The following is a 22,944-nucleotide window of genomic DNA, read 5'->3' as shown; positions in this document are numbered from 1 at the left end:
GCAGGTGCTAGTGGCGCGCCCTGGCCAGTAACCGCCCCCGTTCCTCCGGGTCCAAGGCACCGGCGCACGCTGCCGCGGCCAGGCCGTACGATCCGTCAAGTACTGCCTTGTCGGCGCCGGCCGAAGCGCCGAAGGCCGCGAACTCTGCTGTGTGATGGGCTGCGCCACGGACGTCGTAGCCAACCATGGGGTGGATGGTTGGCACCAGTTGGGAGACGTTGCCCATGTCCGTGGAGGCCACTGGCTCGGAATTGAAGACGACGTCCCGTCCGATGGCCGTCATGGCTGCCCGGTAGGCATCCGACAGGAACGGGTCTTGTCGGAGTTCGGCGTAGTCATTGCCCGCTGGCGTGACATCCAGGGTGCAACCGCTGGCGTGGGCGCCTGCTTCGAGGCAGCGCCGCACCTTGTCCTGGATGATGCGCAGCTTTTCGATGCTCGGAGCCCGCATCTCAATGCTCGCCCTTGCGCGCTCGGGGATGACGTTAACGGCGCTTCCGCCTTCTGTGACGATCAGCGAAATGATCGACCCGGTCGGGAGCTGTTGCCTGGCCAGCGCAACGGCCGTCTGGGCGACGACAAGTGCGTCCAGGGCGTTGACTCCTTCCATCGGGGCGGCAGCTGCGTGGGCCGGCCTGCCTTCGAACAACACGTCCCACATGGACATCGCCAGCGACGAACCGCCCACCACGTCCGTTGCCGCGGCATGGGCCATCATTGCCAGGGACACGTCGTCGAAGAACCCTTCGTCAATGAGATCGACCTTCCCACCGGTGGTCTCCTCCGCCGGCGTTCCGAGCACCTTGACAGTGATGCGGAGTTCGTCAGCGACTGCCGCCAGGGCCAGCGCTGCTCCCACCGCGCTGGCCGCGTTCACGTTGTGTCCGCATGCGTGGCCAATGGCGGGCAAGGCGTCGTACTCAACGCACAACGCCACAACCAGGTCTCCGGTTCCCAGCCGCGCACTAAAGGCGGTGGGTTGTAGTGGCTGGCGATCATCGAAGCGGAAGCCCGCCGCATGGAGTAGCCGCCTGATCCGCTTGACCGCACGGAACTCCTGCCCGCCGAGCTCAGGATCGGCGTGGATGGCGTGGCTGAGGTCCAGCAGGTCCGGTTTCCACCGCTCTGTGGCGGCCTTCAGCCTGGCCTCGATGTCGCTTTGGGATACGCGTACGACGGCGGCCCCGCGGCTTAGGCTGTTAAGTCCAGCGGCGGTCATGCGGACACCCCGGCGTTTTCGCGCTTTGGGTAGCGGGCGCTTGCGGCCGCCGCGACGAGTGCGGCCACAGCAAGGGCTCCCCAGATGCCCTGCAGCCCGGACTCTGAAATATGCCCGGACTCCACGGACGCGGAGGAGATCAGCTTCACCACGGCCGCGCCCACCGCGATCCCGACGGACAACGCGAGCTCATTGAGCCCGGCAGCAGTTGAAGTTTCCTCCAATGGGACTCCTTCCACGGACAATGCGCGGGTTCCGGCCTGGTACATTCCCAGGCTTAGGTTGAACATCGCAAAGCCCAGGCAATAGCCGGCGAGGGAACTGTGGGCCAGCATCATGACCAGGAATCCGACTGCGAGCAAGACACCGGCAAACACGAGCGTGGCCCGCTCACCGAATTTTCGCAAAGCCCGGGCCGTGAGCAGCGAGGACAAAAGGGACAGCACGGAAGCCAAGGCCAGGACAATGGCGATCATCAGGGGGCTCAGGGCAAATCCGTAACCCGTCTTTTCAGGATTGGAGTGCAGGAATATCCCGTTGGTGCCGAAGTAGCTGATGGACGCGAAGCCAAAGAAGAAAGTAGCCAGTGAGATGGAGCGGATCCGCGGAATGGCCAGCATCCGCAGGTCCATGAAGCGCTTACCCTGGTTTGCGCTGTAATCACGCTTGGCCCAGTAGGCCAGCAGGGATACTCCCAGCAGGCCAGCGGCCAAGGTGCGGGCATCCAGCCAACCCCATTCGGGCGCCATCGAGAGCGCCACAACAAAACCAATGAGACCGAGCGAGCAAGCCAGCAACGGCCCAAGGGCGATGCCCTCGCGGGTCGGCACACCGGCGTCGGGCAGTAAGAAGGAAGAAATGAACGCGACCACCGCGAAAGGAACAGCCACCCAGAAACCGAGCGTCGGGCTGGTGACCCCAACGATTCCGGCAAAAAGCCCGCCCGCTCCCACCATGATCATGAGCATCCCGATCATGACGCTCACGCCAGTGCGCGTATGCCCAGGGCTGCTAACGCGCAGGATGCCCATCATGAGGGGGATGAAGCCCACCACGCACGTAAGCATGACCACGCCGATCGTCACCGTCCACAGCGAGGGCCACAAGGCCATCTGAAGGACTCCTGCCGTCACAACCCCTGTGGACCAGCGCAGCACCAGCCTGTACCCGTAGCTGTCTCCGAGCCTTGAAATGATCGGGGTGAGGACTGCAAAGCTCACGTTGGAGATTAGGAAGATGCCGTTGATGGTGGGGTCGTCAATCTCGAAGACGGGTCCGAGCGCGGGGAGGATGGGGTTCAAGTACCCCTGGGTGACCCCGCTCAGTGATTCAATCAATGCCATTGCGAAGATCATTCCCGCAATGGACCGGCGCGTCGTTGCTGACGCCGCCGCTGGTGCTGTCTTGCTTCCCATGTGCTTCCTTGTGGTCTTGGCCTGTTGAGGGTACCGCCGATTAGTGATGCGAGTCACGACGATATTGCCCTCGTTTAGACTGGCTGGGAAATTGTTTGAAATAGACACAAGGAAGGCTTCAGTGAACGAATCAGCCATAATTTCCGAGCTGGACCTCGAAATCCTGAATGCCCTCCAAATCAATCCGCGGGCAGAGTGGAGCCGGATTGCCGACGCCCTTGAGCTGTCTGCGCCCACAGTGGCAAGGCGATGGAGCGCCCTCGCCGGCCAAGGCCAGGCTTGGATCACACCTGCCCCCGGACAGCGATATCTCAGTGCCGGGTGGTCCGCCTTCATCCATCTGTCATCCTCGCCCAGCGAGAGCGAGGCACTGATTGAGCAGCTGTGCTCCGAACCTGCATTCGGCACAGTTTCTTTGGTGACAGGCGCGCACGATCTCTTCATTGACTGCTTTGCATCCAGCCATGAAGAGTTGATGGATATCGTCACCGGCGCCTTTCCAAGGCTGCCCGGCGTCACGCATCGTGAGGTCGTTTTCGTCACCAAGTTGTATCGGCAGGCCTCAGAATGGCGCAGCGGCACGCTGGAACCCGCGCGCGCAAGGCTCGTGTCAGCGGAACCCCTGCCCGAGCAGTCGGCCTACGCGCCGGACCGGCTTGATGCAGCGTTGTTGGAGGAGCTCGCCAAGGATGGCAGGGCGAGCTGGGCGGAACTGGGTGCCGCCTGCCGCGTTTCGCCCCAAACAGCCCGACGGCGGGTGGAACGGTTCCTGGCAACCGGCTACATGACGCTGAGGTGCGATGCGTCCAGCTCCGCCCAGCAGGGCCTGAGGGAAGTGACGCTCGTCCTGAACGTTCCAGCTGACTTCGTTGACGGTGTGGGCAGCTTCTTCGCGGCGTTGCCCAATTGCCGGTTGAGCGCCCAAGTCCTTGGCGCACAGAACCTGCTGGTCACTTTGTGGGTCCGGGACTATCTGGAGGTCCAGGCCTACGAACGCGAACTTGCACAGCGGGCTCCAGGAAGTGCAGTCATCTCAAGGCAGGCGGTGGTGCGGACCTTCAAGCGGTTGGGCCACGTCCTGGACGAAGCGGGTCGCAGTCGCAGCGTGGTGCCCCTGCCGCTATGGAGGGAGACTTCGTAAGCGCTATCCACAAGGTCATACGGTGCTCTGGACGGAATGGCGAAACACCGGCAGGATCGACCCCATGACTACGTCCATTTTCGTGAACCTGCCCGTCAGCGACCTCGAGGCGTCCAAGGCGTTCTACACCTCCCTCGGCTACGCCATCAATCCGAACTTCACCGATGAGACTGCCGCTTGCGTGGTCTTTAGCGACACCATCTACACAATGCTCCTGACTCACGACAAATTCAGTCAGTTCACCGATCAGCCCATCGCGGACACCCGGAACTCGGTCGGGGCAATTGTTGCCATCTCTGCCGACAGCCGCGAAGGTGTTGATGCCCTGGCCGCTAAGGCGGTCGAGGCCGGAGGTTCCGAGACGTACGACCCCAAGGACCTCGGGTTCATGTACAGCAGGGCGTTCCGTGACCTCGACGGCCACCACTGGGAAGTTGTGTGGATGGACCAGGCCGCCGCGCAGAGCGGCCCGCCGGAGCACTAAGCAACCGGAGCACTAAGCAACCGGAGCACTAAGCAACCGGAGCACTAAGCAAGAGCGCCCTAAAGGACAGCCAGCACGCCAAGCACGACGGCGAGCAGCGGCGTTGTCCCCTGGAGAACCGCAGGGCGGAGGTACTTTTTGCCACTCGCTGCGAGCACCAGTGCCGCAAGGAGCATGGAACCGCAGCAGCTAAAGACAAGGGTCCAGCCCACCTGCGGAGCGCCCATGGCCACTGCGATGATGCCTATCAACGCGCCGATGGCCAGGAAGAGGTTGTAGAAACCCTGGTTGTAGGCAAGTGGCTTGGTGGTTTCGGCGTCGGCCTGCGATGTCACGCTGAATCGCTTCCATGTAGCTGGCTTGGTCCACGTGATGGATTCCATGGTGAAGATGTACACGTGGAGCAACGCCGCAAGCAGGGCGAAAATCAGGGAGGCCAGGATCATGGTCTGATCCTAGCCTCCCCATGATCTGGAGCAGCTGTCAGGAGCTGGGCAACTCGGGCGTGGCGCCAGCAGTCAGGCAGACACGAGGGTCCGGGCGTCTTCGGTTACCCTCCTTGATGGATGTTGAATAACCGTGAATGCCACGGCCACGCTGATCAGGACCATTGCCGGGACCAGCATTGCGCACCACAAACCGAGCTGCAGAAGGAGGGCGCCGCACATGGCGCCCAGGAACATCGACGCCACGGCCGCAAACCTGCGCGTGGTGGCCGCCGCGGTGGCCCCACCCCAAAAGCGTCCGGCTTCACTGAACAGCAAGGACAGCGTGGACGTAATGACTACGGTGGAAACGTCGGGCACGCCGACTCTGCGAGCCGCAATGGCTTGGAAACCCATCATGATCCCGATTGCGAGAGTCACGGTGTGGATCAGGAGTTCGTTCATGGGGAGGAACGCCAGCACCCCGGTGACAGCCAGCATTCCACACGCCGCAGTCCAGAAAACCGGAACCAGCGACGCGTCGCGTCCGCCAGCAAAGGGAACGCGCCGCAGGATCAACCCGAGGACCCAGGAACCAGCTGCGAAACCGCCGAGTGCTGACAACGGCCCCAGAAGTGGAACGTGTTCCGAACCCGCGAGGGAGAGGCCGATCAGGATGACGTTGCCGGTCATGTTTGCTCCGAAGACACGGTCCATACCCAGATAGGTTGCGGCATCGAGGGTCCCGGTGCCGAAACTCAGCGCGATCATCAGCCAGAAAGATAAGCGTGGATGAAGCACGCGCCTACTTCCCGTCGCTCGTCGGGCGCTGTGACGCGATCGACAGTCCATCGGAGCGCGGATCTGAACCAACAGCGAAGGCGCCTGGCGTCTCTTCTTGCCGAACCACCTGGAGGTGCCCTGCGGCGTCGTCCAGCGCTTCCAGCTCTTTCGTGTGGAAGCCGGCGTCGAGAAGGTTCAGGACGGCCGTCGTCGAGACTCCATGTTCCACCGAAATCGTGGTGGCGTCGTCCGGCGCAGCAGCTCCGGCTTCCATCTGTCCAACGATCCAACGCGGCCGGGCTGTTGCCTCGGCCGGCGACATACCCAATGCAAGGTTCAGGGCCAGGTGTGTGTGGACCTGGGGTTGAGCCCGACCTCCCATGGTGCCGTGAGCCCCGATGAGTTGCCCGTCCCGACGGACAAGCACCGGCATAAGGGTGTGGGCTGGCTTCCGTCCCGGGGCGAGCTCATTCGCGGCACCCGGCGTCAGGCTGAAGGATGCCCCGCGGTTATGCAGGAGAACGCCTGTTGCCGGATCCACCACGCACGATCCGAAAGCGTGGAATGCGCTTTGGATGAGGGAGACCCAGTTGCCGTCGGAGTCGGCGGTGACGATCGCTACTGTGTCACCGGTTCGTCGGCCGTATGCCCGGCCGTGGGAAGCAGCAGATTCCTTGCCTGCGATGGCGCCGAGGGCCAATGCCTCGGCAGACTTCGCGGAGAGCAGTCCAGCAACAGGGATTTCGGTGTGTTCCGGGTCGCCAAGGTAGCGGTCACGGTCCTTCGCAGCAGCCGCCAGCACGGACGCCACAATGCCGGCCTCGGCGCCATCCGGGTCAGGAATGTGGCCAAGTTCCTGGGCTACGACGTTGAGAGCAGCCAAGCCTTGCAGGAAGAACGTGCCTTGGCTGTTGCCGGCCGCACTGAGGTATTCAGAGCCCGCGAACATCACGGAGACCGGCGTTTCAACCGTGGCTTCGTAGGCTGCGAAATCATCCAGGGTGAGGTCACCGCCTTGCCCGCGAAGGGTCTCCACGATGCTTCGCCCAATGGAACCGCGGTAAAACACTTCGGTCCCGTGCTCCGCGATGGCTGCCAGGGTTTCTGCCAGACGATCCAGCTTCAGGGTCTCGCCTTCACGCAGGAGTACTCCATCCCGGAAGAAGACCTCGCGGCATCCCGGGTCTTGGGCCAGGAGATGCTCTTCCCGGATGAGGTCGCGGGCGACCCCTGGAGCCACTGGCACTCCGGCTGCGGCTGCTGAAGCCGCGGGAAGGAGCGCCTCGGAAAGGGGCAACATCCCCCAGGTCTCAGCGAGAACCTCCCAGGCACCAAGGAGCCCGGGCACGGTGACGCTTTTCGCACCGGATACTGGGACGAACCCGTCTGCGCCTGCGTAGTCGGCGGGGTTCAACGACCGGGCAGATCGTCCGCTGCCGTTGACCACTGTGACGTTCCGGTTGTCGGATCCCACCATGGCGATGACGTCACCGCCGATAGTGCATTGATTCGGATAGACCACCGTAAGCATGGCTGCTGCAGCCAGTGCGGCGTCCACGGCATTGCCGCCATTGGCGAATGCTGTATGGGCTGCAGCCGTCGCAGCTGAGTGTGGCGTTGCGGCCGCGCCGGTGAATTTTTGGCTCATGGCTTGTTGTGCTTTCTGCTTAATGAATCCGGGTCCCAGGCGTCAATGCCAATAGCCATCGCAACCTCGTGGATGTGACCGGACATGGCCTCGCGTGCGTCATCAGCCTGATGACCACGGATGGCCTCGTATATTCTCCGATGCGCAGCAACGGACTTTTCGATTCGTGTCATGGTCTGGTGGGCGGTCTCCCTGGAAGGCGCCATCCATTCGTTGGCGACATCGAGGAGCCTGACCAGCATGGGGTTCTGGGTGAGTTTGGCAACACCTGCGTGGAACTCGACGTCCAGCCTCACCAAGAGCTGCATGGACGGCTCGTCCCGGCGGAGTTCCGCCTCGGCCAATTCCAGCGGATGGAGCAGGGCACCCAATTCAGTAGCCCGGCCCCGAAGTGCGGCGCGCTCAGCCATCGGAGGTTCGATGACAGCACGGAGGTCCATGACTTCGCGGAGCATCCTTTGTGGGGCTTCCATCGATCCGAGCATCCCCGCGTGAAGTTCGGGACGGGTTTGGGCTTCGACGATGGTTCCACGGCCGGGTTTCCGGCTGATGAGCCCCCGAAGTTCGAGTTCACGCAGAGCTTCCCGCACGGATGTGCGCGATATTCCTGCAGTCTCTGCCAGCTCGCGTTCGTTGGGAAGTTTGTCGCCTGGGTTGAGCTCGCCGTTGGTGATCATGCGGATCAGCCTTTCGCTCAATTGCTCCGAAAGGGGACCGCTGGCTACTGAAATGCTGCTCAAGGACGACACGTCTAAAACCTCCGCTGAAGTTGGTTCGACAAACCTACCAGCCGCTGGGACTGGCCAGTCTTTTATTCGAGGATTTCCACCGTCACCCAGTTTTCAAAGCAGCTGCCGCCCGCAAGGCTCATGACGCCGATAGTGGCGCGACCGCCCAAACCCACCTCGGGTCCGAACACCTCAACAAAAAGATCAGTGGCACCCGAGGACACCTTGTGGACCTCGGTGAAATCCATGGTGGAGGTGACGAAGCACAGAGACCGGATGATCCCTTTGACGCGGTCGAGGGAACCCAGAGCAAGCCGGATTCCGCCAAGGCAGTTCAACGCGGTCAAGCGGGCGGCTTCGTAGCCTTCCTCCACAGTCAGGTTGGCGCCAAGGCGCCCTGGGTAGCGGACCGTGCCGTCACTTTTGTCCGGCGTGTGGCCGCTCAGGTACAGGACGTTGCCCACAATATGGTGGGGCTTCATGCTCCCGTAGGTGTCGGCACCGTAGTAGCCGTCAACGCTGAAGTCCGGAATCTCCAGACCCAATTCACGTACGCGGTCTTCATAGCTCGTAGCCAAGGTCTTGCTCCTTATCTGTCCTGCCGAGCCACGGCAGTTAGTCCAATGGTCCAACCAAGTTGCTATGACAGTAGTCACTCGGGGGGCTACCGTCAAGACAAAAATTAAAAATGAACGTCATTCATAAAAAACTGTTGACTTCGGTCTGAAGGTCGGACAAACTCCAGTTATGGGCGATTCGCCGCCGCCCTGCCAACCAAGTGATTACACCCCAACAGCCGGCTCCTGAACCGGCACTTCACTTGCAAAGGAACCCGTTATGTCCACTCTGGACCGCTCACTGGACCCGCTCCACGTCAGCTATGCCGACGACCCCCGTGTTGTAAAGGAAGCCGCAACCGAGGACTACACCACGCACGTTGTTCCGCTTTCATGGCGCAGCAGCAAGAAGTCACTCTCCATGTCCTGGTACTCATTGGTCAGCGGCATGTTCTATCTGGTCACCGCCGCAACACTGGCGGCAGTCGTCGGAACCGTGGACACGCTGATCGGCATTGTCCTGGCTTGCGTCGCGTTCGGTGCTCTTGGCTACATCTTCTCCGGCTACGCCGCCAAGACCGGCCTCACTGTCGCCCTGATATCGCAACGCCTGTTCGGTGCGTCGGGGTCCATCGTTGCGCCGCTCATTCTGGCCGCAACATCCATCTACTACGCGGTATTCGAAAGCTCCATGATCGCCCATGCGTTCTCCGCCTCCATCGGCGGCCTGGATATCCGTGTCTGGTATGCGATCGCTGTCGTCATGAACCTTCCCCTGGTTATGGGTGGGATCCGGCGCTGGATGGACAAGTACAACGCAGCGCTGCTCCCCGTTTATTGGGGCGGCCTTATTCTGGTCATCATTCTTGCTGCCACGCGAATGGACACCTCCGCATGGTTGGCCCACACACCCCAGCAGGCTGCAAGTCTCGCCGCCCCAGGCTGGCTCTACGCCTTCTTCATTTACCTGGGCGTACTGGTTCTCATGATGTTCACCATGGACTTTGCCCGCTTCGGCAAACCCCGCGACACCAAGATCAACGGAATCGCGACGTTCGGGCCAGTGTTCTATGTCTTCGTCTACCTGGCCAACGGCCTGATCGGCATCTTCATCGCCTACGCCGCAGGCTTGGCCGGAGGTATTTCGTCCACCGCAATCGTGGACTTCATCGTCACCCTTTTGGGCGGTTGGGGACTGTTCCTGGTGTGGGTGACCCAAGCCCGTATCAACACCGCGAACTTCTACGTCGCCTCAACCAACATGGAAGCACTCTGGACGCGCCTCTTCCGCACCAGGCTCCCGCGCGTTTGGGCCGTGCTGCTGTGCGGCGCCATCACCTACGTCTTCATGCTCACTGACGTCCTCAGCTACTTGCTTGTTGCGCTGGCTTGGCAGGGCGCCTTCATTGCATCGTGGGTCAGCATCATGTTGGTCCACATCATCTTCAGTGCCGGGGGCGACAAGAACGATTTGCCGGAATTCCGGCCGGGACGCCTGGCCCGGTTCACCTTGGGTGCTTGGGTCTGGATTGGAAGCTCGGTGCTGGGCGCGCTCTTCTACCAATTCGGTGGCGCATTCGGAGCCACCTGGTCAACACCGCTCACCTTCGCGCTTGGCGCCTTGCTTTACGCCGCTGCCTTCAAAGCACAGTCGCGGGCAGCCCTGCTCCGCCGGGCCAACGATCCCCGCGATGAGGTGGAGGACATCTGGGAGGCCCGCATCCGCTGCCATGCGTGCGACCACAGCTACATTGCGGTGGAGATGGACAGGGACCCGAGCCAAACAGGTCAGCCTGCCATTTGCACCGCCTGCGCTGGACTTAGCAAGGAGTACCTCGCGGCCTGCCGGAATGAGCACTTGAGCGCCGGTATCGCCGCAGCCGATCCAGCTCGGCAGCCCGTTCAGGGACTGCGTTAAATAAGTCGAGGAGACTGCCTTAAATAAGTTGACGACGGCGGTAAATCCCGCCGTCGTCAACTTATGTCCAGCCCGTGTCAGTCACTCAGCATGGCAAGCGTTGCGCCTGCGAAGGACCACGCGGATCCGTTCCATCGCGCCAGCAAGCCTTGGAGGTTCTCACCGTCGGCCCGGTGGGCGGCGGTTTCCGCTTCAAGGGTCGCCAGGATTCCGGTGCGCAGCTCGGTATTGAAGTTCACCTTGCCAACCTGCATGGAAGGAGCCTTTGAAAGCTGTTCAGCGGGGATGCCGGAGGCGCCGTGCAGCACCAAAGGAACCTCCGTCCGTGCAGCAACTTCCTGGAGTACATCCCAGCGGATGTTGGGCTCGCCCTTGTACTTCCCGTGGACGTTACCCACCGCAACGGCGAGCAGTTGCGCTCCGGTCCGCGCAACGAACTCGGCCACCTGCGCCGGATCGGTGAGGCCGGCGGCTGAAGTACCGGCGTCGTGCGCTGAATCTTCGGTACCGAATGCCTTGTCCTCGTCGCCCGCCAGGCCACCCAGCTCTGCCTCGATTACGACGTCGGACGCTCCTTGCGCATCCAGCGCGGCACGGACTTCGCGGACCAAGGCGATGTTGTCCTCGAACGGCAAGGACGAACCATCCGCCAGCACGGCATCGGCACCGGCAGCCACGGAGTCGCGGATGACCTGCAGGTCCGATGCGTGGTCCAGTTGGACGGACACGGGGATGCTGGCGTCGTCGGCGAGGCCGCGAAGTGCCGCGATGAGTCTGAGCCCGTTGGGGGTGGAAGCCGTCTTCGGAGCTACGAGCAGGATCACGCCGAGCCGGGCTTCCTCCGCCGCCGAAACAACGGCCAGCGCGGTAGTGAAGTCGTAGCAGGTGAAGGCCGGAACAGCAGAGCCGTCAGCGAGCGCGGAAATGACCAACTGATCCAGTTTGGCGCGCATTAGTGGGCCAGGCCTCCCACCAGGACCCAGGCAACGTACGTCAGCGCGAAGCCGGCCAGGCCCAGGATGGTAGTGAGGACGGTCCAGGTCTTGAGGCCGTCGGTGACAGTAAGGCCGTAGTAGCGGATCACGGTCCAGAATCCTGCGTCCGTCACGTGGGACAACCCCAACGCGCCGAATCCGATGGCGATCACGATCACGGCGATCTGGGCGGGCGTGTAGCCGCCTTCCATCACTGCGGAAGTGAGCAGGCCGGTAGTCGTGACAATGGCAACGGTGGCCGAGCCCTGGGCGGCGCGCAGTGCAAGGGAGATAACGAAGCCGAGAACGATCACCGGCAGGCCCAGGCTGTCCAGGGTGTGGGACAGGGCTGCGCCGATGCCGGAGGTGCGGAGGACTTCACCGAAGACGCCGCCCGCGGCGACAACCATGAGGATGGACGCAATGGGAGGAAGGGCGCCTTCGAAGATCTCGCCGGTTTCCTTGAGTGACCAGTTGCGGCGGACCGCCAGCAGGAAGAAGGAGAGGGCTACCGCCACGAGGAGCGCGAAGAACGGGTTACCGATGAACGCGGCCACGCCGTACCAGTAGTTGTCCTTGGCAATGGTCAGCGTCCCCAGCGTGCCTACGAGGATTTGGACGATCGGAGCGGCGATCAGGAACATGATCAGGCCGGGACGCGGAGGGGCGATGGCGCGGGCGCCGGGACCGTCAGAGCCCACGTGGACCAGGGACTCGGAACCGAATTCGTCCACCTGCGCCTTGACGCCTGGAAGCAGTTCGTAGTCCTTGCGGTTCATGATGCTGGCAATCCAGTAGGACAGGAAGCCAAGCGGCACGCAGATGATCAGCGAGATCAGGGTGATGAGGCCAATGTCAGCGCCGAAGACACCGGCGCCTGCAACGATTCCCGGGTGCGGCGGGACTGCCACATGGATGGACAGCATGATGCCGGCCATGGGCAGGCCGAATTTGATGGGGTGAACGTTCGCGATCTTGGCGAAGGCATAGACAATCGGGACGAGGACGATGACGCCCACCTCGAAGAACACGGGAATCGCCACGAGGAAGCCCACGGCCGTCAAGGCGATGGCAACACGCTTGGCGCCCAGCTTCTCAGTGAAGTGTGTGGCCAGCGATTGCACACCGCCGGATACCTCGATCATGCGGCCAAGAATGGCGCCGAGGGCAATCAACAAAGCAACCTTGCCCATGGTGCTGCCAACGCCGTTGGCCACCACGGTGAAGATGTCCTTGAGCGGAATCTGGGCTGCCACGCCTACCAGGATGCTGACAGCCAACAGGGCAACGAAGGCCTGGATCTTGAAGCGGATAATCAGCACGAGCAGCAGGGCAATGCCCGCAGCAGCGATGGTCAGCAACAGGGGTGTTCCCAGTTCCACAGCCGGTTTGATGGCGGGGGCATCAGCAGCCCGGACCACCAAGGAGTTGATGAGGGGATTCATTGGGGGTGTCTCCTTTGACATACCAGTCTAGAGAAGACCGGCGGGAGGTGGCGACGACGGCGAAGGGGGGACCGCCGTCGTCGCGGGTTTTTATTGGGTTAGTTGGTGCGCTTTGTGGGCGCGACAACCTTGATGACGGCGGAGTCGTCGGCGGCGGCGAGGCCTTGGGCCTGGCCGAGGAGGTAAAGCTGTTCTGCAGCGGCGGCAACGGGTGCGGCAAGGCCGGCAGCGCGGGTGGCTTTGCCGACGATGCCCATGTCTTTGACGAAGATGTCCAGGCGGCTGAGGACCTCGGCTCCGTCCTCGGTGTAGGCCTCCAGGATGCGGGGGCCGCGGTTGGACAGCATGAAGGAACCGGCAGCTCCGGCTTCCAGCGCGGCGAGGGTCTTGGCCTGATCGAGGCCGAGGGCGTCGGCAAGGGCCATGGCCTCTGCAGCTGCGGCGATGTGTACGCCGCAGAGCAACTGGTTGACGGTTTTGAGTGCTTGGCCGTCGCCGGGCTTGTCGCCAACAATGCTCAGGGTGGAAGCCAACAGTTCCAGCGCGGGCCGGGCCTTTTCCAGCGCCTCGGGCTCGGCACCAACGACGATGAGCAGATCGCCTTCACCGGCACGCGTCGGTCCACCGGACAGTGGCGCGTCCACGAGTGAAACACCGTACCCGGCCAGTTTTTCGACCGTGGCGGGGATGGCTTCGGTGCCCACCGTGCTGCCGAGGATCACGACTGCGCCCGGCTTCAGGACCGAGGCAACGCCGTTTTCGCCGAACAGGACATCGTTGAGCTGCTCACCGTTGCGAACGGCCAGGAGCAGCGCGTCGGCGTCCTGCGAGGCTTCGCGGGCAGAAGCAAAAGTCTTGATGCCGGCTGCCGCAGCGAGCTCCAGGCGGGGCTCGGCGATATCGAAACCGTGGACGGTCAACTCGGACGCGAGGCGGGTGGCCATGGGAAGGCCCATGGCGCCGAGTCCCAGAACGGTGATGGTGTAGTTGCTGCTGGTCATGGTGTTCTCCGATAAATAGGGGCCACGCTTGCCGGGTTCCCTGGCCGAGCTTGCGAGGTTAGGGGGCAAGTGGGGATGGGTTAGAAAGTGGCGCTGAGTTTGCGGGTGACCTGGGCGAGGGACTGGTCATCGCCCACATTGCCGGCGAACACGATGTACGGGATGCCCTTCGCCGGGCCATCCACCGGTTCCCAGAGCGAGACGATGCCCGGCAGCATCGGTCCGCGGACGATCGCGTGGCGGATTTCCAGTCCGTGGGCCGCAACATCCGAGGACGTGATGCCACCCTTGGCGATGACGAACCGCGGCGGGAAGGTTTTCAGCGTCCGGTTCACTACATTGACGACGGCGGCCGAGACGGTGCGTGCGATCTTCAGGCTCGCGGCGGCGTCGTCGGTCTTGATGAGCAGGCGGCTGGTGTGGACGATCACGTCGCCCTGGCGGAGTGCGTCGACGACGTCGGACACAACGGTTGCGATGTAAGCGTCGGCTTCCGCTTCGGTTTCGGCTGCGAGGAGCTTCTCGACGTCGATCTCGATGATCCGCGCCGAGCTGTGCTCTGCCGTGAGTGCGTTGAGCTGGCGGGTGGTCACGCCAACGTGCGAGCCAACCACGATCAGGCCGCCGGCTGTGGAGGGAGTGTTGCCGGCGTAGGCCTCTTCGGAGGTGAGTGCGGTGCGGATTTCCTGGCCGATGCGGCCACGGACGAACGGCGGGCCCACGCGGTAGAGGAGCTTCTTGCCGCGTCGTTCGGCTTCTTCGAGGCCCAGGGCAAGAGCACGGAAGTCGTTTTCGGTGACGATGTCGGCCACGATCGGCGTGGAGTTGGTAGCGGAATCAATGGCGTCAGCGATGGCTTTCGCGGAAATGGCCGGGTCCTGGGCTGATGCGCCGGCACGGATGGTGTTGAGGTCAAGGACGATTACATCGCTTGCCGGGAACCGGCCCTTCGACTTCTCCTCCACATACTTGGCCATCTCGGAGTTGGCGAAACCGAAGGACGCGTCCTTCGCGAATTCCGTCTCGGACACCGGGGTTAGAGTGCCGGTTTCTTCCCCGGTGCCGCGCATGTAGTGCACACCGCCGATGGTCACCCGGCCGGCGTCGGGGAATGCCGGAACGATGACGACGCCGTCGGTGACCTCACCGGTTTCGGCGGCGACCGTAGCGGCAATGACGTCCGGCTCGAGCGGGTAGTGGCCGCGCAGGGTGGAGTCGCTGCGGCTGACGAAGCCAAGGCTGACCTTCCCGGCCGCTGCTGCCAGCGCATTCCGGACGATTTCCTCGTTCCGCGCCGCTGCTTCTGCAGGGTCCAAGCTGCGGGTGTTGGTGAGGACGTAGACGGCGGGCTTGGTCTGGTTCTCGCGAATGTGATTGAGGGCCCAGGTGAAGTCCGCGACGTCCCAACGGGTGAGGACAGCGAGATCCGCGACCGACTGCGTTCCCGTGGGGTCGTCGTCGAGGACCACCAGGACGCGGGGGGACGTCGCCGAGGATGCGGCAACGGCGTCAGCAACCAGCTGGGCCGGAATCTGGACCTCCGCCGGGAAAGCGGCCAGAACGTCTGCTTCAAGGGTCACGGTGCACTCCATCGTGGGAAATCTGTGTAGCGGTTTAGTGAATGTAAGATGTCAGACATCTAACATTTCATAGCCAGTGTGACACAGCGCTCTTCACCGCGCAAGATGCCGTGCGTCACTAGTCTGGAGACATGGCCGGCACCGCAATTCCCCTCCCCTTCGTGGACGTGAGAACCCCCTCGCCTTCCCCCGGCGGGCAAATCCCCGTTGTGCTCATCCACGGCTGGGCTTCGGGATCCGTGTACTGGGAGCGGCTGGCAAAGCTACTGCTCGACGCCGGACGCGAAGTGTGGATCCTCGACCTCCCCGGCTATCACCCCGGCGAGGACACGCCACCGGACTTCGAGTGGACGCTGGACTCTGCCGCCGATTCCGTTGCAGCAGCGATCCGCGCCCGCACGAAAGGGCCGGCGCACCTGGTGGGGCATTCGATGGGCGGCAGCGTGTCACTGACCTTGGCGGCAAAGCATCCGGAACTAGTGGCAACAGTGACGCTGGTAGGAATGGTTCCGGCACCTCCAAACGAGGCCTTCAAGAACCTCCTGGTGTCACAGTTGGAGCAGGGATACTTCGACGCGGGCACCAAGCTGAAGCTCATGAACGCCTGGTACGGGCACCTCTCCCCGGAAGACATGGAGTTGCTCAGCAAAGGATTCGATACGCCGTTACATGTTCTGTCCGCCAGCGCCTGGGCGGCCATGACCGGCGTCGAACCTTCAGTGCCCAGCCGCGTTCAGGCGCCGCTGCTGGTCATCGCTGGAACGGGCGACCGCGTGCGGTCAATCGAGCAGATGACTTCGTTCGGGGCGGCAAGCCCGACGCGCACCCTGAAGGCCATTCCCGACGCCGGTCACAGCGTCCACTGGGAGCAGCCGGAAGAATGCGCCACGACTTTGTGTGAATTTTGGAAAACGAGCTGGCCACCGCCAGCGTAAGATGTCTGACAACCATCCGCGCCTGGAGGAAAACATCCATGAGGTGCGGGAGGGTCTGAATTACAGGAAATGGGGATACATGGCACGCAAGTCGCTGGTGGGCGTCGTTGCTGATGAACTGCTGGACCGGATCATCGCAGGCGAGTTTCCGCCCGGGACAATTGTGCCGGGCGAACTGGAGCTCAGCGCCCGGCACGAGGTGAGCCGCATGACCGTGCGCGAAGCCATGAAAACCCTCGAGGCACAGCGGATCCTCAGCGTGGAACGTGGCCGAGGAACATTTGTGAATCCACTGAACCAGTGGGCATCCCTGGAGGCCGTCCTGCGTGCCGCTTCCGAAGGAACAAAAGACGCGGCCGCGGCCGTCCAGCTCATTGAGCTACGCCGGATGCTGGAGACCGGCGCCTGCGAACTCGCAGCGGAACGTATCTCCGACAACGAGCTGATCGCCCTCAAAGAGCACGTTGAAAAGATGCAGGCCGCACACGAAGTCAATGACGTGGCCGCCTTCGTGGAAGCCGATCTCGCTTTCCACGATGTCATCCTCCATGCGTCGGGCAACGTGTTCGTGGCCGTACTGTTCGAGCCGCTGCATCGTGTACTCGAGGCACGGCGGACGCAGACCTCAGCTTTCGCTGACATCCAGGAGCACGCGATCGGCCATCACCGGAAAATTGCGGCGGCCCTGGAGTCGCGGAATCCGCATGAGGCCCGGCTGGCCATGGACGCCCACATGCAGCAAACCCTGGACGACCTGAAGACGTACGTCCTGGAGGCTTAACCCAGGCAGGGGACAGCAACCGTACCAATGGAAGCCCATTGGTACGTCTACTGCCCCCCTGAGTCGGGTTTAGTCGACGTCCGTGTTCACGATGTAGACGTCGCACGGAGCACCGTGTGCCACGCTGTTGGCGATGCTGCCAAGGACACGGCCCAGGCCCTTCATCCGCTTGTTTCCCACCACGATCAGCGAGGCGTTGTTGGTCTCGGCGTAGTTGATAAGCGCGTTGGCCGGCGTACCGCGGGCTGCGAAGTACTTGATGTTGCCGCTGGGAACATCAAGTTCCTCAGAGACCTTGCGGGCTACGTATTCTGCGGAGTCGGCCGAAGAAACCGTGATCCTGTCGCTGCCGCTGCCAAATTCTTCAATGCGGTCATCGGAGAACCCGCTGATGACATGCAACTCGGCGCCAAGGGCTGTGGCAAGCTTCGCTGCTGCCACGGCTGCGCGCTTGGCCGTTTCGCTGCTGTCAACGCCGACGACAATAACTTCAGACATGAGTACTCCTGGTTGTGGGAATTCACTGGTGGTGCTGCTAAAAATCTACACTCCATCCCCATCCGCCGCCGGGATCCGGGAAGAACCGGCATCTTCCAGCCTCCGTGTTTACGATCCGGCGTGTCCGGGTAGGGATAAGTCATCGGAACCATCACGCGACCGAAAGGCAAGGACATGAGCGAGGCATCATTTTCCCCGCAAACCGCCATCGTCACAGGATCTGACTCAGGGATTGGACGCGCCACGGCGGTTGCGCTGGCCAAGGCAGGCATGGATGTCGGCATCACCTGGCACACGGACCAGCAGGGTGCCGAGGACACTGCGGAAGAGGTCCGTGGCCTGGGCCGCAAGGCGGTGGTACACCATCTGGACACCACGAACGTCTCCGAAACCGCTGCCAGCATTGACAAGCTGGCCGAGGAGCTCGGCGGCCTGGACGTGTTCGTCAACAACTCCGGAACGGGCGATGGCACCAAGTTCCTGGACCTGGATTACGACACTTGGATGTCCACTTTGGACACCAACCTCAACGGCGCCTTCGTGGCCATGCAGGCAGCTGCCAAACGCATGGTCAACGCTGGCCGCGGCGGACGCATCATCGCCGTCACCAGCGTGCACGAGTTCCAGCCGCGGGTCGGAGCCTCTGCCTACGATGCCTCCAAACACGGCCTTGGCGGGCTCATCAAGACCATGGCGCTGGAGCTCGCGGAGTTCGGCATTACTGCCAACAACGTTGCTCCCGGCGAGATCGCAACACCCATGACCGGACAAACAGACGAGGACCCAAGGCAGAAGGAGCGGCCTGGCGTGCCGCTGGGGCGCCCCGGTGACGCACGCGAAATTGCGGCGGTCATCGCTTTCCTGGCCTCCCCGGATTCCAGCTACGTCACTGGCGCCTCGTGGCCTGTGGACGGCGGAATGCTCCAAATGGGACCCCATGCGGGATCGCACATCACGGGCAATGACTGGCGCGAAAGCTGAGCCTGCCGGACCTCTGGCCCGCACGGACGTCCGTGGGCTAGTCTGCATGAACGGCCTGCCGAGCGGGCCAGCATTTTCAAGATTCAGGGACGATGATGAGGAGCACCATGGCTGACCACACATATAGCGTTTCCGAAATTGTTGGCACTTCTTCCGAGGGCGTCGATGCGGCCGTCAGGAATGGCATCGCCGCTGCCGCCCAGACGTTGCGTAACCTCGACTGGTTCGAGGTGAAGGAGATCCGCGGCCACCTGGAGAACGGCGCAATTGCCGACTGGCAAGTAACCATCAAGCTTGGCTTCCGCTTGGAGCGCTGATCCCTTCCTCCGCGAGATGACAGTTAATGCCAATGTTTCAGACGAACATTGGCATTAACTGTCATCCCGGCGGGCGGGTTCGGGGGCCGGGAGGGTCTCCGCCGATACCTCGCCAAAGCTGCTGAGCAGCGTCAAGGCGTCCGACGACGGCGAACCCACCTTCGCGGAATAGACCCTCAGGTGCTGGTCGGGGTCGTCCGGGAGGCCCAGGGCTTCAAAGTTCAGTTCAAGGTCGCCCACCACAGTGTGGTGCAGGCGGACAATCCCGGCAGACCGTGTGGCCACCCTGTGTCCCGCCCACCATTGACGGAAATGCTCACTGTGCACGGCAAGTTCGCCCACGAGCTGGTTGGTCTGGGGATCGTTGGGGTGCCTGCCCACGTCCATCCGCAAGGCGCCCACTGCCTCGGCGGCAACGGTTTTCCAGTCCCTGAACAGGTCCTTGGCCGCAGGATCCAGAATGATCCAGCGGGTCAGGTTCCGTTCGGCCGCGGGCAGTGCTGTGAAATCCGTGAACAGCAGATGCGCCATCCGGTTTCCGGCCAAAACGTCAGCGCGTCGCCCCAGGACCATTGAGGGAACATCCCCGACGGCGTCCAGCAGCTGCCGCAAGGCAGGGCGCACCTTTTGGGCGGGGCCCGGATTGCCGGCCGAACTGGCGCAGTGCTCCAGCAGGTCCAACATGTGCGCATGCTCCCCCGCGTCCAGGCGCAACGCCCGTGCAACGGAATCGAGGACGGCCTTGGACGGATGGATGTTCCGGCCCTGCTCCAGGCGTGTGTAGTAGTCGGTGCTCACGCCGGAGAGCCTCGCCACCTCTTCGCGGCGGAGGCCCGGAACCCTGCGGGAGCCGTTGGACTGCGGAGCCCCGGCGTCCTCGGGCGAGAGGCGGGCACGCATGACTTTGAGGAATTTTCCGAACTCGGCGCTTTGACCCATCCGTCCATTCTGCCGTTATCGCAGCTGGCAGGACCAGAGCACGACCACCATTTTGGGTAGGACTACCAGACCTAGGAAAAACAGGATCAGTCTGGATTGCTGACTCTGCGACGAAAACTGAATAGGCTCGGTACAGAGCCTCCCGAAAACGCTTTCTGGCAACCGGCGCAGCAGCCGAACCCACAGGAAGCAGCGGCCAGGCCCAGAAATATCTACCTCGAAGGAGACCTCATGCCAGAGCTGACCCTAAACAACGGCGTCACCATTCCCCAGCTCGGATTCGGTGTTTTCCAGGTGCCTCCGGAAGAAACACAGAAGGTGGTGGAAGACGCCTTGGAGGCAGGGTACCGGCACATCGATACCGCAGCTGCCTACCGTAACGAGGCAGGCGTGGGTGCTGCCATCGCCGCCTCGGGCCTTCCCAGGGAAGACCTCTTCATCACCACCAAGCTCCGCAACGGCGAGCAGGGTGAAGCGTACGACGCCTTCCAGCGCAGCCGCGATGCCCTTGGCCTGGAAGCAGTTGACCTGTACCTGATCCACTGGCCAGTACCTTCGCAAGGGCTGTACACCCAGGCTTGGAAGGAGATGGAGAAGCTCTACCAGGACAAGCAGATCCGGGCCATCGGCGTCTCCAACTTCCTCACAGACCATCTGGATACCTTGCTGCGGGAAGCGGACATAGTGCCGGCCGTAAACCAGATCGAGCTGCACCCCACGTACCAGCAAGGCGATCTGGCAAACAAGTGCCGCGATCTCGGCATCGCAGTGGAGGCCTACAGCCCGCTGGGACAGGGCAAGGACCTGAACGCCGAGGTAGTGGCCTTGGTGGCCGCTGCACATGAAACAACTCCGGCACAGGTAATTCTGGCGTGGCACCTCGCGCAGGGAACCATCGTGATCCCCAAGTCCGCCGACTCTGCCAGGATGCGGGAAAACCTCGGCGCCGCCGATCTCGCCCTTACCCAATCCGAACTGGCTGCCATCACCGCCCTGGAGGCCGGAGCCCGCATAGGTTCCGATCCCGCCGTCGCGGCTTTTACCCAGTTCTAAACAGACACCGTAGTTCTAAACAAAAGGACACAACAGCATGCAGTACACCGACCTTGGCCGTTCCGGCCTGAAAGTTTCACGCCTCTGCCTCGGCACCATGAACTTCGGTCCCCAGACGGACGAAGCCACCGCGCACTCGATCATGGATTCCGCACTGGATTCCGGCATCAACTTCTTCGATACCGCCAACGTTTATGGCGGCTCGGGCCACCGGGGATGGACCGAAGAAATCATCGGGCGCTGGTTCGCAAAGGGCGGCGAGCGCCGGGAACGGACAGTGCTGGCTACCAAGCTGTACGGCACCATGACGGATCGCCCCAATGAGTCCAAGCTCTCCGCCCTGAACATCCGTCGCGCCCTGGATGCCAGCTTGAAGCGGTTGCAGACGGACTACATCGACATCTACCAGTTCCATCACATCGACCGCCAGACACCGTGGGATGAGATTTGGCAGGCAATCGAGGTTGCCGTGCAGCAGGGCAAGATCCTGTATTCGGGCAGCAGCAACTTTGCCGGCTGGCACATTGCCCAGGCCCAGGAAGCCGCCCGCAGGCGCAACTACACCGGCCTGGTCAGCGAGCAGTCCATCTACAACCTCTTCCGGCGCGAGCTGGAGCTTGAAGTCATTCCCGCGGCGCAACAGTACGGGCTCGGCTTGATCCCGTGGTCTCCGCTGCAGGGCGGCCTGCTGGGTGGCGTCCTGAAGAAGGAGGAGCAGGGCGTCCGCCGCACGGAAGGCCGTGCGCTGGAGACGCTGCGCAAGCATGAGGACCAGATCCGCCAGTACGAGGATTTCGCGGACGAACTCGGGCAGAAGCCCGGGGACGTTGCCCTGGCTTGGCTTCTTCATCAGCCTGCCGTGACGGCGCCCATCGTTGGGCCACGCACCCAGGAGCAACTGGACGCCGCAATCCGGGCGTTGGATGTGACCCTCAACGAGGATGCCCTCAAACGGCTGGATGACATTTTCCCGGGACACCGCCCCGCCCCGGAGGACTACGCCTGGTGAGCAGCCTCCTCCCCGTCGGTCCCGGAACGGCGGACACGGTCTCGCCGCGGAACATCCTGTTCATCGGCGGGACCGGGGTCATTAGTGCGGCGGCGGCTGACCGCGCCGTTGCGCTGGGCCACCGGCTGACCATCCTCAACAGGGGACGGTCAGCCGGTCGGCCGGTTCCCGAGGGCGCTGAGGTGCTCCATGCAGACATCCGTGACAGCGGGGCTGTGCGGGAGGTGCTTCGGGGAAAGGAGTACGACGCCGTAGCGGACTTCATCTCGTTCACTCCGGCTCATGCGCGGGCCGGCTTGCAGATGTTCCGGGGGAAAACGGGCCAGTACGTGTTCATTAGTTCCGCCTCGGCGTACCAAAAGCCACCCAGCACCCTGCCCATTAGGGAATCGACTCCTTTGAAGAACCCCTTTTGGAAGTACTCGCAGGACAAGATTGCCTGTGAAGAGTTGTTGTTTGAGGCCTACCGCGAGCAGGACTTCCCTGTGACTGTGGTCCGGCCGTCCCACACCTACGACCGGACCAAGATCGCGCTGGTGGGCGGTTGGACTGACATTCACCGGATGCGCGCCGGAATGCCCGTGTTGGTTCATGGGGACGGAACCTCCCTGTGGACGCTGACGCACAGCCGTGATTTCGCCAAGGCCTTCGTTGGGCTCTTGGGAAGGCCACAGGCTGTCGGTGAGAGCTACACCATTACTTCCGACGAGTTCCTGCCATGGAACCAGATCTACCGTCTCTTCGCCCGGGCAGCCGGGGTTCCTGAGCCCGAGCTGTTCCATGTTTCCTCCGACACCATCGCCGCCCACAGCAAAGAGCTTGGCCCCAACCTTTTGGGGGACCGCTCGCACTCCGTGGTGTTCGACAACTCCAAGATCAAGGCACTCGTGCCGGATTACCAGGCAACCATCCCTTTCGCGGACGGTGCGAGGGAGATCATCGACTGGCACGATCAGCATCCCGGGCTGCAGGTAGTTGCGGAAGACTTCATGGAACTGAGCGATCGGCTCTATGAGTGGACGGCAGGATGAGTGGTCTGCTCGATGAGTGGTCTGCTCGATGAGTGGTCTCGGCGGCAGCTGTTGCCAAGCAGCCAGTGGCCAGCGTAGAACA

Annotated in this window: 23 protein-coding genes; 10 read left to right on the top strand and 13 right to left on the bottom strand. The window is 62.6% G+C overall.

The window, feature by feature from the left end:
- Positions 1–7: 7 nt before the first annotated feature.
- Positions 8–1,219 (bottom strand): M20 family metallopeptidase, encoded by a 1,212-nt coding sequence (locus AC6I99_RS01215; RefSeq protein ID WP_497959867.1) that lies wholly within the window; start codon positions 1,217–1,219, stop codon positions 8–10.
- A complete protein-coding gene (locus tag AC6I99_RS01210; protein ID WP_497959866.1) occupies positions 1,216–2,634 on the bottom strand; it encodes an MFS transporter in 1,419 nt (472 codons plus the stop codon). Before AC6I99_RS01210 ends, AC6I99_RS01215 begins: the two co-directional genes overlap by 4 nt.
- 121 nt (positions 2,635–2,755) lie before the next feature.
- Here AC6I99_RS01210 and AC6I99_RS01205 point away from each other — a divergent pair, with 121 nt between their 5' ends.
- Positions 2,756–3,775 (top strand): Lrp/AsnC family transcriptional regulator, encoded by a 1,020-nt coding sequence (locus tag AC6I99_RS01205; protein ID WP_497959862.1) that lies wholly within the window; start codon positions 2,756–2,758, stop codon positions 3,773–3,775.
- 64 nt (positions 3,776–3,839) lie between these two features.
- A complete protein-coding gene (locus AC6I99_RS01200) occupies positions 3,840–4,259 on the top strand; it encodes a VOC family protein (protein WP_497959859.1) in 420 nt (139 codons plus the stop codon).
- Positions 4,260–4,318: 59 nt separating this feature from the next.
- Here the strand turns inward: AC6I99_RS01200 and AC6I99_RS01195 are convergent, their stop codons facing one another.
- The 5 genes from AC6I99_RS01195 to AC6I99_RS01175 all read right to left on the bottom strand — a co-directional run bounded on the left by AC6I99_RS01195 (position 4,319) and on the right by AC6I99_RS01175 (position 8,421).
- Complete coding sequence (locus AC6I99_RS01195) at positions 4,319–4,705, bottom strand: DUF1304 domain-containing protein (RefSeq protein WP_224094716.1); 387 nt, start codon at positions 4,703–4,705, stop codon at positions 4,319–4,321.
- Positions 4,706–4,777: 72 nt separating this feature from the next.
- Positions 4,778–5,455: a YoaK family protein gene (locus AC6I99_RS01190; RefSeq protein WP_497959857.1), complete on the bottom strand. Its 678-nt coding sequence runs from the start codon at positions 5,453–5,455 to the stop codon at positions 4,778–4,780.
- 34 nt (positions 5,456–5,489) lie between these two features.
- Complete coding sequence (locus AC6I99_RS01185; RefSeq protein ID WP_497959855.1) at positions 5,490–7,115, bottom strand: gamma-glutamyltransferase family protein; 1,626 nt, start codon at positions 7,113–7,115, stop codon at positions 5,490–5,492.
- On the bottom strand, positions 7,112–7,864 hold the full coding sequence (locus tag AC6I99_RS01180; RefSeq protein ID WP_497943841.1) for a FadR/GntR family transcriptional regulator: 753 nt from the start codon (positions 7,862–7,864) through the stop codon (positions 7,112–7,114). Before AC6I99_RS01180 ends, AC6I99_RS01185 begins: the two co-directional genes overlap by 4 nt.
- 62 nt (positions 7,865–7,926) lie before the next feature.
- Entirely contained in the window at positions 7,927–8,421 is a 495-nt protein-coding gene (locus tag AC6I99_RS01175; protein ID WP_224094710.1) for a RidA family protein, read from the bottom strand.
- 259 nt (positions 8,422–8,680) lie between these two features.
- Here AC6I99_RS01175 and AC6I99_RS01170 point away from each other — a divergent pair, with 259 nt between their 5' ends.
- A complete protein-coding gene (locus AC6I99_RS01170) occupies positions 8,681–10,318 on the top strand; it encodes a purine-cytosine permease family protein (protein WP_497959854.1) in 1,638 nt (545 codons plus the stop codon).
- Positions 10,319–10,395: 77 nt separating this feature from the next.
- Here the strand turns inward: AC6I99_RS01170 and AC6I99_RS01165 are convergent, their stop codons facing one another.
- The 4 genes from AC6I99_RS01165 to AC6I99_RS01150 form a co-directional block, all read right to left on the bottom strand.
- Complete coding sequence (locus AC6I99_RS01165; protein WP_497959852.1) at positions 10,396–11,271, bottom strand: class II fructose-bisphosphate aldolase; 876 nt, start codon at positions 11,269–11,271, stop codon at positions 10,396–10,398.
- Complete coding sequence (locus AC6I99_RS01160) at positions 11,271–12,737, bottom strand: GntP family transporter (RefSeq protein WP_497959850.1); 1,467 nt, start codon at positions 12,735–12,737, stop codon at positions 11,271–11,273. The genes AC6I99_RS01165 and AC6I99_RS01160 overlap by 1 nt, the downstream gene beginning before the upstream one ends.
- A gap of 98 nt (positions 12,738–12,835) precedes the next feature.
- A complete protein-coding gene (locus AC6I99_RS01155) occupies positions 12,836–13,738 on the bottom strand; it encodes an NAD(P)-dependent oxidoreductase (protein ID WP_497959847.1) in 903 nt (300 codons plus the stop codon).
- A gap of 80 nt (positions 13,739–13,818) precedes the next feature.
- A complete protein-coding gene (locus AC6I99_RS01150) occupies positions 13,819–15,318 on the bottom strand; it encodes a four-carbon acid sugar kinase family protein (protein WP_497959843.1) in 1,500 nt (499 codons plus the stop codon).
- Positions 15,319–15,449: 131 nt separating this feature from the next.
- On the opposite strand from AC6I99_RS01150, the gene AC6I99_RS01145 reads away from it, so the two are divergent.
- Positions 15,450–16,253 carry an alpha/beta fold hydrolase gene (locus tag AC6I99_RS01145; protein WP_497959841.1) on the top strand — a complete coding sequence of 268 codons (804 nt, stop codon included), beginning with the start codon at positions 15,450–15,452 and terminating at the stop codon, positions 16,251–16,253.
- A gap of 79 nt (positions 16,254–16,332) precedes the next feature.
- Positions 16,333–17,034 (top strand): FadR/GntR family transcriptional regulator, encoded by a 702-nt coding sequence (locus AC6I99_RS01140; RefSeq protein WP_497946861.1) that lies wholly within the window; start codon positions 16,333–16,335, stop codon positions 17,032–17,034.
- 69 nt (positions 17,035–17,103) lie between these two features.
- On the opposite strand, the gene AC6I99_RS01135 is transcribed toward AC6I99_RS01140, so the two are convergent.
- Positions 17,104–17,532: a universal stress protein gene (locus tag AC6I99_RS01135; protein WP_224094701.1), complete on the bottom strand. Its 429-nt coding sequence runs from the start codon at positions 17,530–17,532 to the stop codon at positions 17,104–17,106.
- Positions 17,533–17,706: 174 nt separating this feature from the next.
- On the opposite strand from AC6I99_RS01135, the gene AC6I99_RS01130 reads away from it, so the two are divergent.
- Positions 17,707–18,513, top strand: a complete 807-nt coding sequence (locus AC6I99_RS01130; RefSeq protein ID WP_309931695.1) for an SDR family oxidoreductase — start codon at positions 17,707–17,709, stop codon at positions 18,511–18,513.
- A gap of 107 nt (positions 18,514–18,620) precedes the next feature.
- Entirely contained in the window at positions 18,621–18,830 is a 210-nt protein-coding gene (locus tag AC6I99_RS01125; protein ID WP_224094697.1) for a dodecin, read from the top strand.
- 54 nt (positions 18,831–18,884) lie between these two features.
- Here the strand turns inward: AC6I99_RS01125 and AC6I99_RS01120 are convergent, their stop codons facing one another.
- Positions 18,885–19,769 carry a helix-turn-helix transcriptional regulator gene (locus AC6I99_RS01120; protein WP_497959838.1) on the bottom strand — a complete coding sequence of 295 codons (885 nt, stop codon included), beginning with the start codon at positions 19,767–19,769 and terminating at the stop codon, positions 18,885–18,887.
- 231 nt (positions 19,770–20,000) lie between these two features.
- On the opposite strand from AC6I99_RS01120, the gene AC6I99_RS01115 reads away from it, so the two are divergent.
- From AC6I99_RS01115 to AC6I99_RS01105, 3 genes are read left to right on the top strand one after another with little or no spacing between them, the layout of a single operon-like run.
- Positions 20,001–20,822 (top strand): aldo/keto reductase, encoded by an 822-nt coding sequence (locus tag AC6I99_RS01115; RefSeq protein WP_497959836.1) that lies wholly within the window; start codon positions 20,001–20,003, stop codon positions 20,820–20,822.
- A gap of 37 nt (positions 20,823–20,859) precedes the next feature.
- Positions 20,860–21,831 carry an aldo/keto reductase gene (locus AC6I99_RS01110; RefSeq protein WP_497959833.1) on the top strand — a complete coding sequence of 324 codons (972 nt, stop codon included), beginning with the start codon at positions 20,860–20,862 and terminating at the stop codon, positions 21,829–21,831.
- Positions 21,828–22,862 (top strand): NAD-dependent epimerase/dehydratase family protein, encoded by a 1,035-nt coding sequence (locus AC6I99_RS01105; protein WP_497959831.1) that lies wholly within the window; start codon positions 21,828–21,830, stop codon positions 22,860–22,862. The genes AC6I99_RS01110 and AC6I99_RS01105 overlap by 4 nt, the downstream gene beginning before the upstream one ends.
- Positions 22,863–22,944 lie beyond the last annotated feature (82 nt).

Source organism: Arthrobacter sp. TmtSoilC77 (assembly GCF_059739415.1).
The sequence above is the reverse complement of the archived record's forward strand: the minus strand, read 5'-3'. Positions and strand labels throughout refer to the sequence as shown.

Excerpts from the sequence above, each read along its gene's own strand:
- AC6I99_RS01135 (WP_224094701.1), bottom strand. The coding sequence starts at position 17,532 with ATGTCTGAAGTTATTGTCGTCGGCGTTGACAGCAGCGAAACGGCCAAG.
- AC6I99_RS01170 (WP_497959854.1), top strand. The coding sequence starts at position 8,681 with ATGTCCACTCTGGACCGCTCACTGGACCCGCTCCACGTCAGCTATGCC.
- AC6I99_RS01160 (WP_497959850.1), bottom strand. The coding sequence starts at position 12,737 with ATGAATCCCCTCATCAACTCCTTGGTGGTCCGGGCTGCTGATGCCCCC.
- AC6I99_RS01140 (WP_497946861.1), top strand. The coding sequence starts at position 16,333 with ATGGCACGCAAGTCGCTGGTGGGCGTCGTTGCTGATGAACTGCTGGAC.
- AC6I99_RS01120 (WP_497959838.1), bottom strand. The coding sequence starts at position 19,769 with ATGGGTCAAAGCGCCGAGTTCGGAAAATTCCTCAAAGTCATGCGTGCC.
- AC6I99_RS01195 (WP_224094716.1), bottom strand. The coding sequence starts at position 4,705 with ATGATCCTGGCCTCCCTGATTTTCGCCCTGCTTGCGGCGTTGCTCCAC.
- AC6I99_RS01130 (WP_309931695.1), top strand. The coding sequence starts at position 17,707 with ATGAGCGAGGCATCATTTTCCCCGCAAACCGCCATCGTCACAGGATCT.
- AC6I99_RS01145 (WP_497959841.1), top strand. The coding sequence starts at position 15,450 with ATGGCCGGCACCGCAATTCCCCTCCCCTTCGTGGACGTGAGAACCCCC.
- AC6I99_RS01210 (WP_497959866.1), bottom strand. The coding sequence starts at position 2,634 with ATGGGAAGCAAGACAGCACCAGCGGCGGCGTCAGCAACGACGCGCCGG.
- AC6I99_RS01165 (WP_497959852.1), bottom strand. The coding sequence starts at position 11,271 with ATGCGCGCCAAACTGGATCAGTTGGTCATTTCCGCGCTCGCTGACGGC.
- AC6I99_RS01185 (WP_497959855.1), bottom strand. The coding sequence starts at position 7,115 with ATGAGCCAAAAATTCACCGGCGCGGCCGCAACGCCACACTCAGCTGCG.
- AC6I99_RS01125 (WP_224094697.1), top strand. The coding sequence starts at position 18,621 with ATGGCTGACCACACATATAGCGTTTCCGAAATTGTTGGCACTTCTTCC.
- AC6I99_RS01155 (WP_497959847.1), bottom strand. The coding sequence starts at position 13,738 with ATGACCAGCAGCAACTACACCATCACCGTTCTGGGACTCGGCGCCATG.
- AC6I99_RS01200 (WP_497959859.1), top strand. The coding sequence starts at position 3,840 with ATGACTACGTCCATTTTCGTGAACCTGCCCGTCAGCGACCTCGAGGCG.
- AC6I99_RS01190 (WP_497959857.1), bottom strand. The coding sequence starts at position 5,455 with ATGATCGCGCTGAGTTTCGGCACCGGGACCCTCGATGCCGCAACCTAT.
- AC6I99_RS01110 (WP_497959833.1), top strand. The coding sequence starts at position 20,860 with ATGCAGTACACCGACCTTGGCCGTTCCGGCCTGAAAGTTTCACGCCTC.
- AC6I99_RS01215 (WP_497959867.1), bottom strand. The coding sequence starts at position 1,219 with ATGACCGCCGCTGGACTTAACAGCCTAAGCCGCGGGGCCGCCGTCGTA.
- AC6I99_RS01115 (WP_497959836.1), top strand. The coding sequence starts at position 20,001 with ATGCCAGAGCTGACCCTAAACAACGGCGTCACCATTCCCCAGCTCGGA.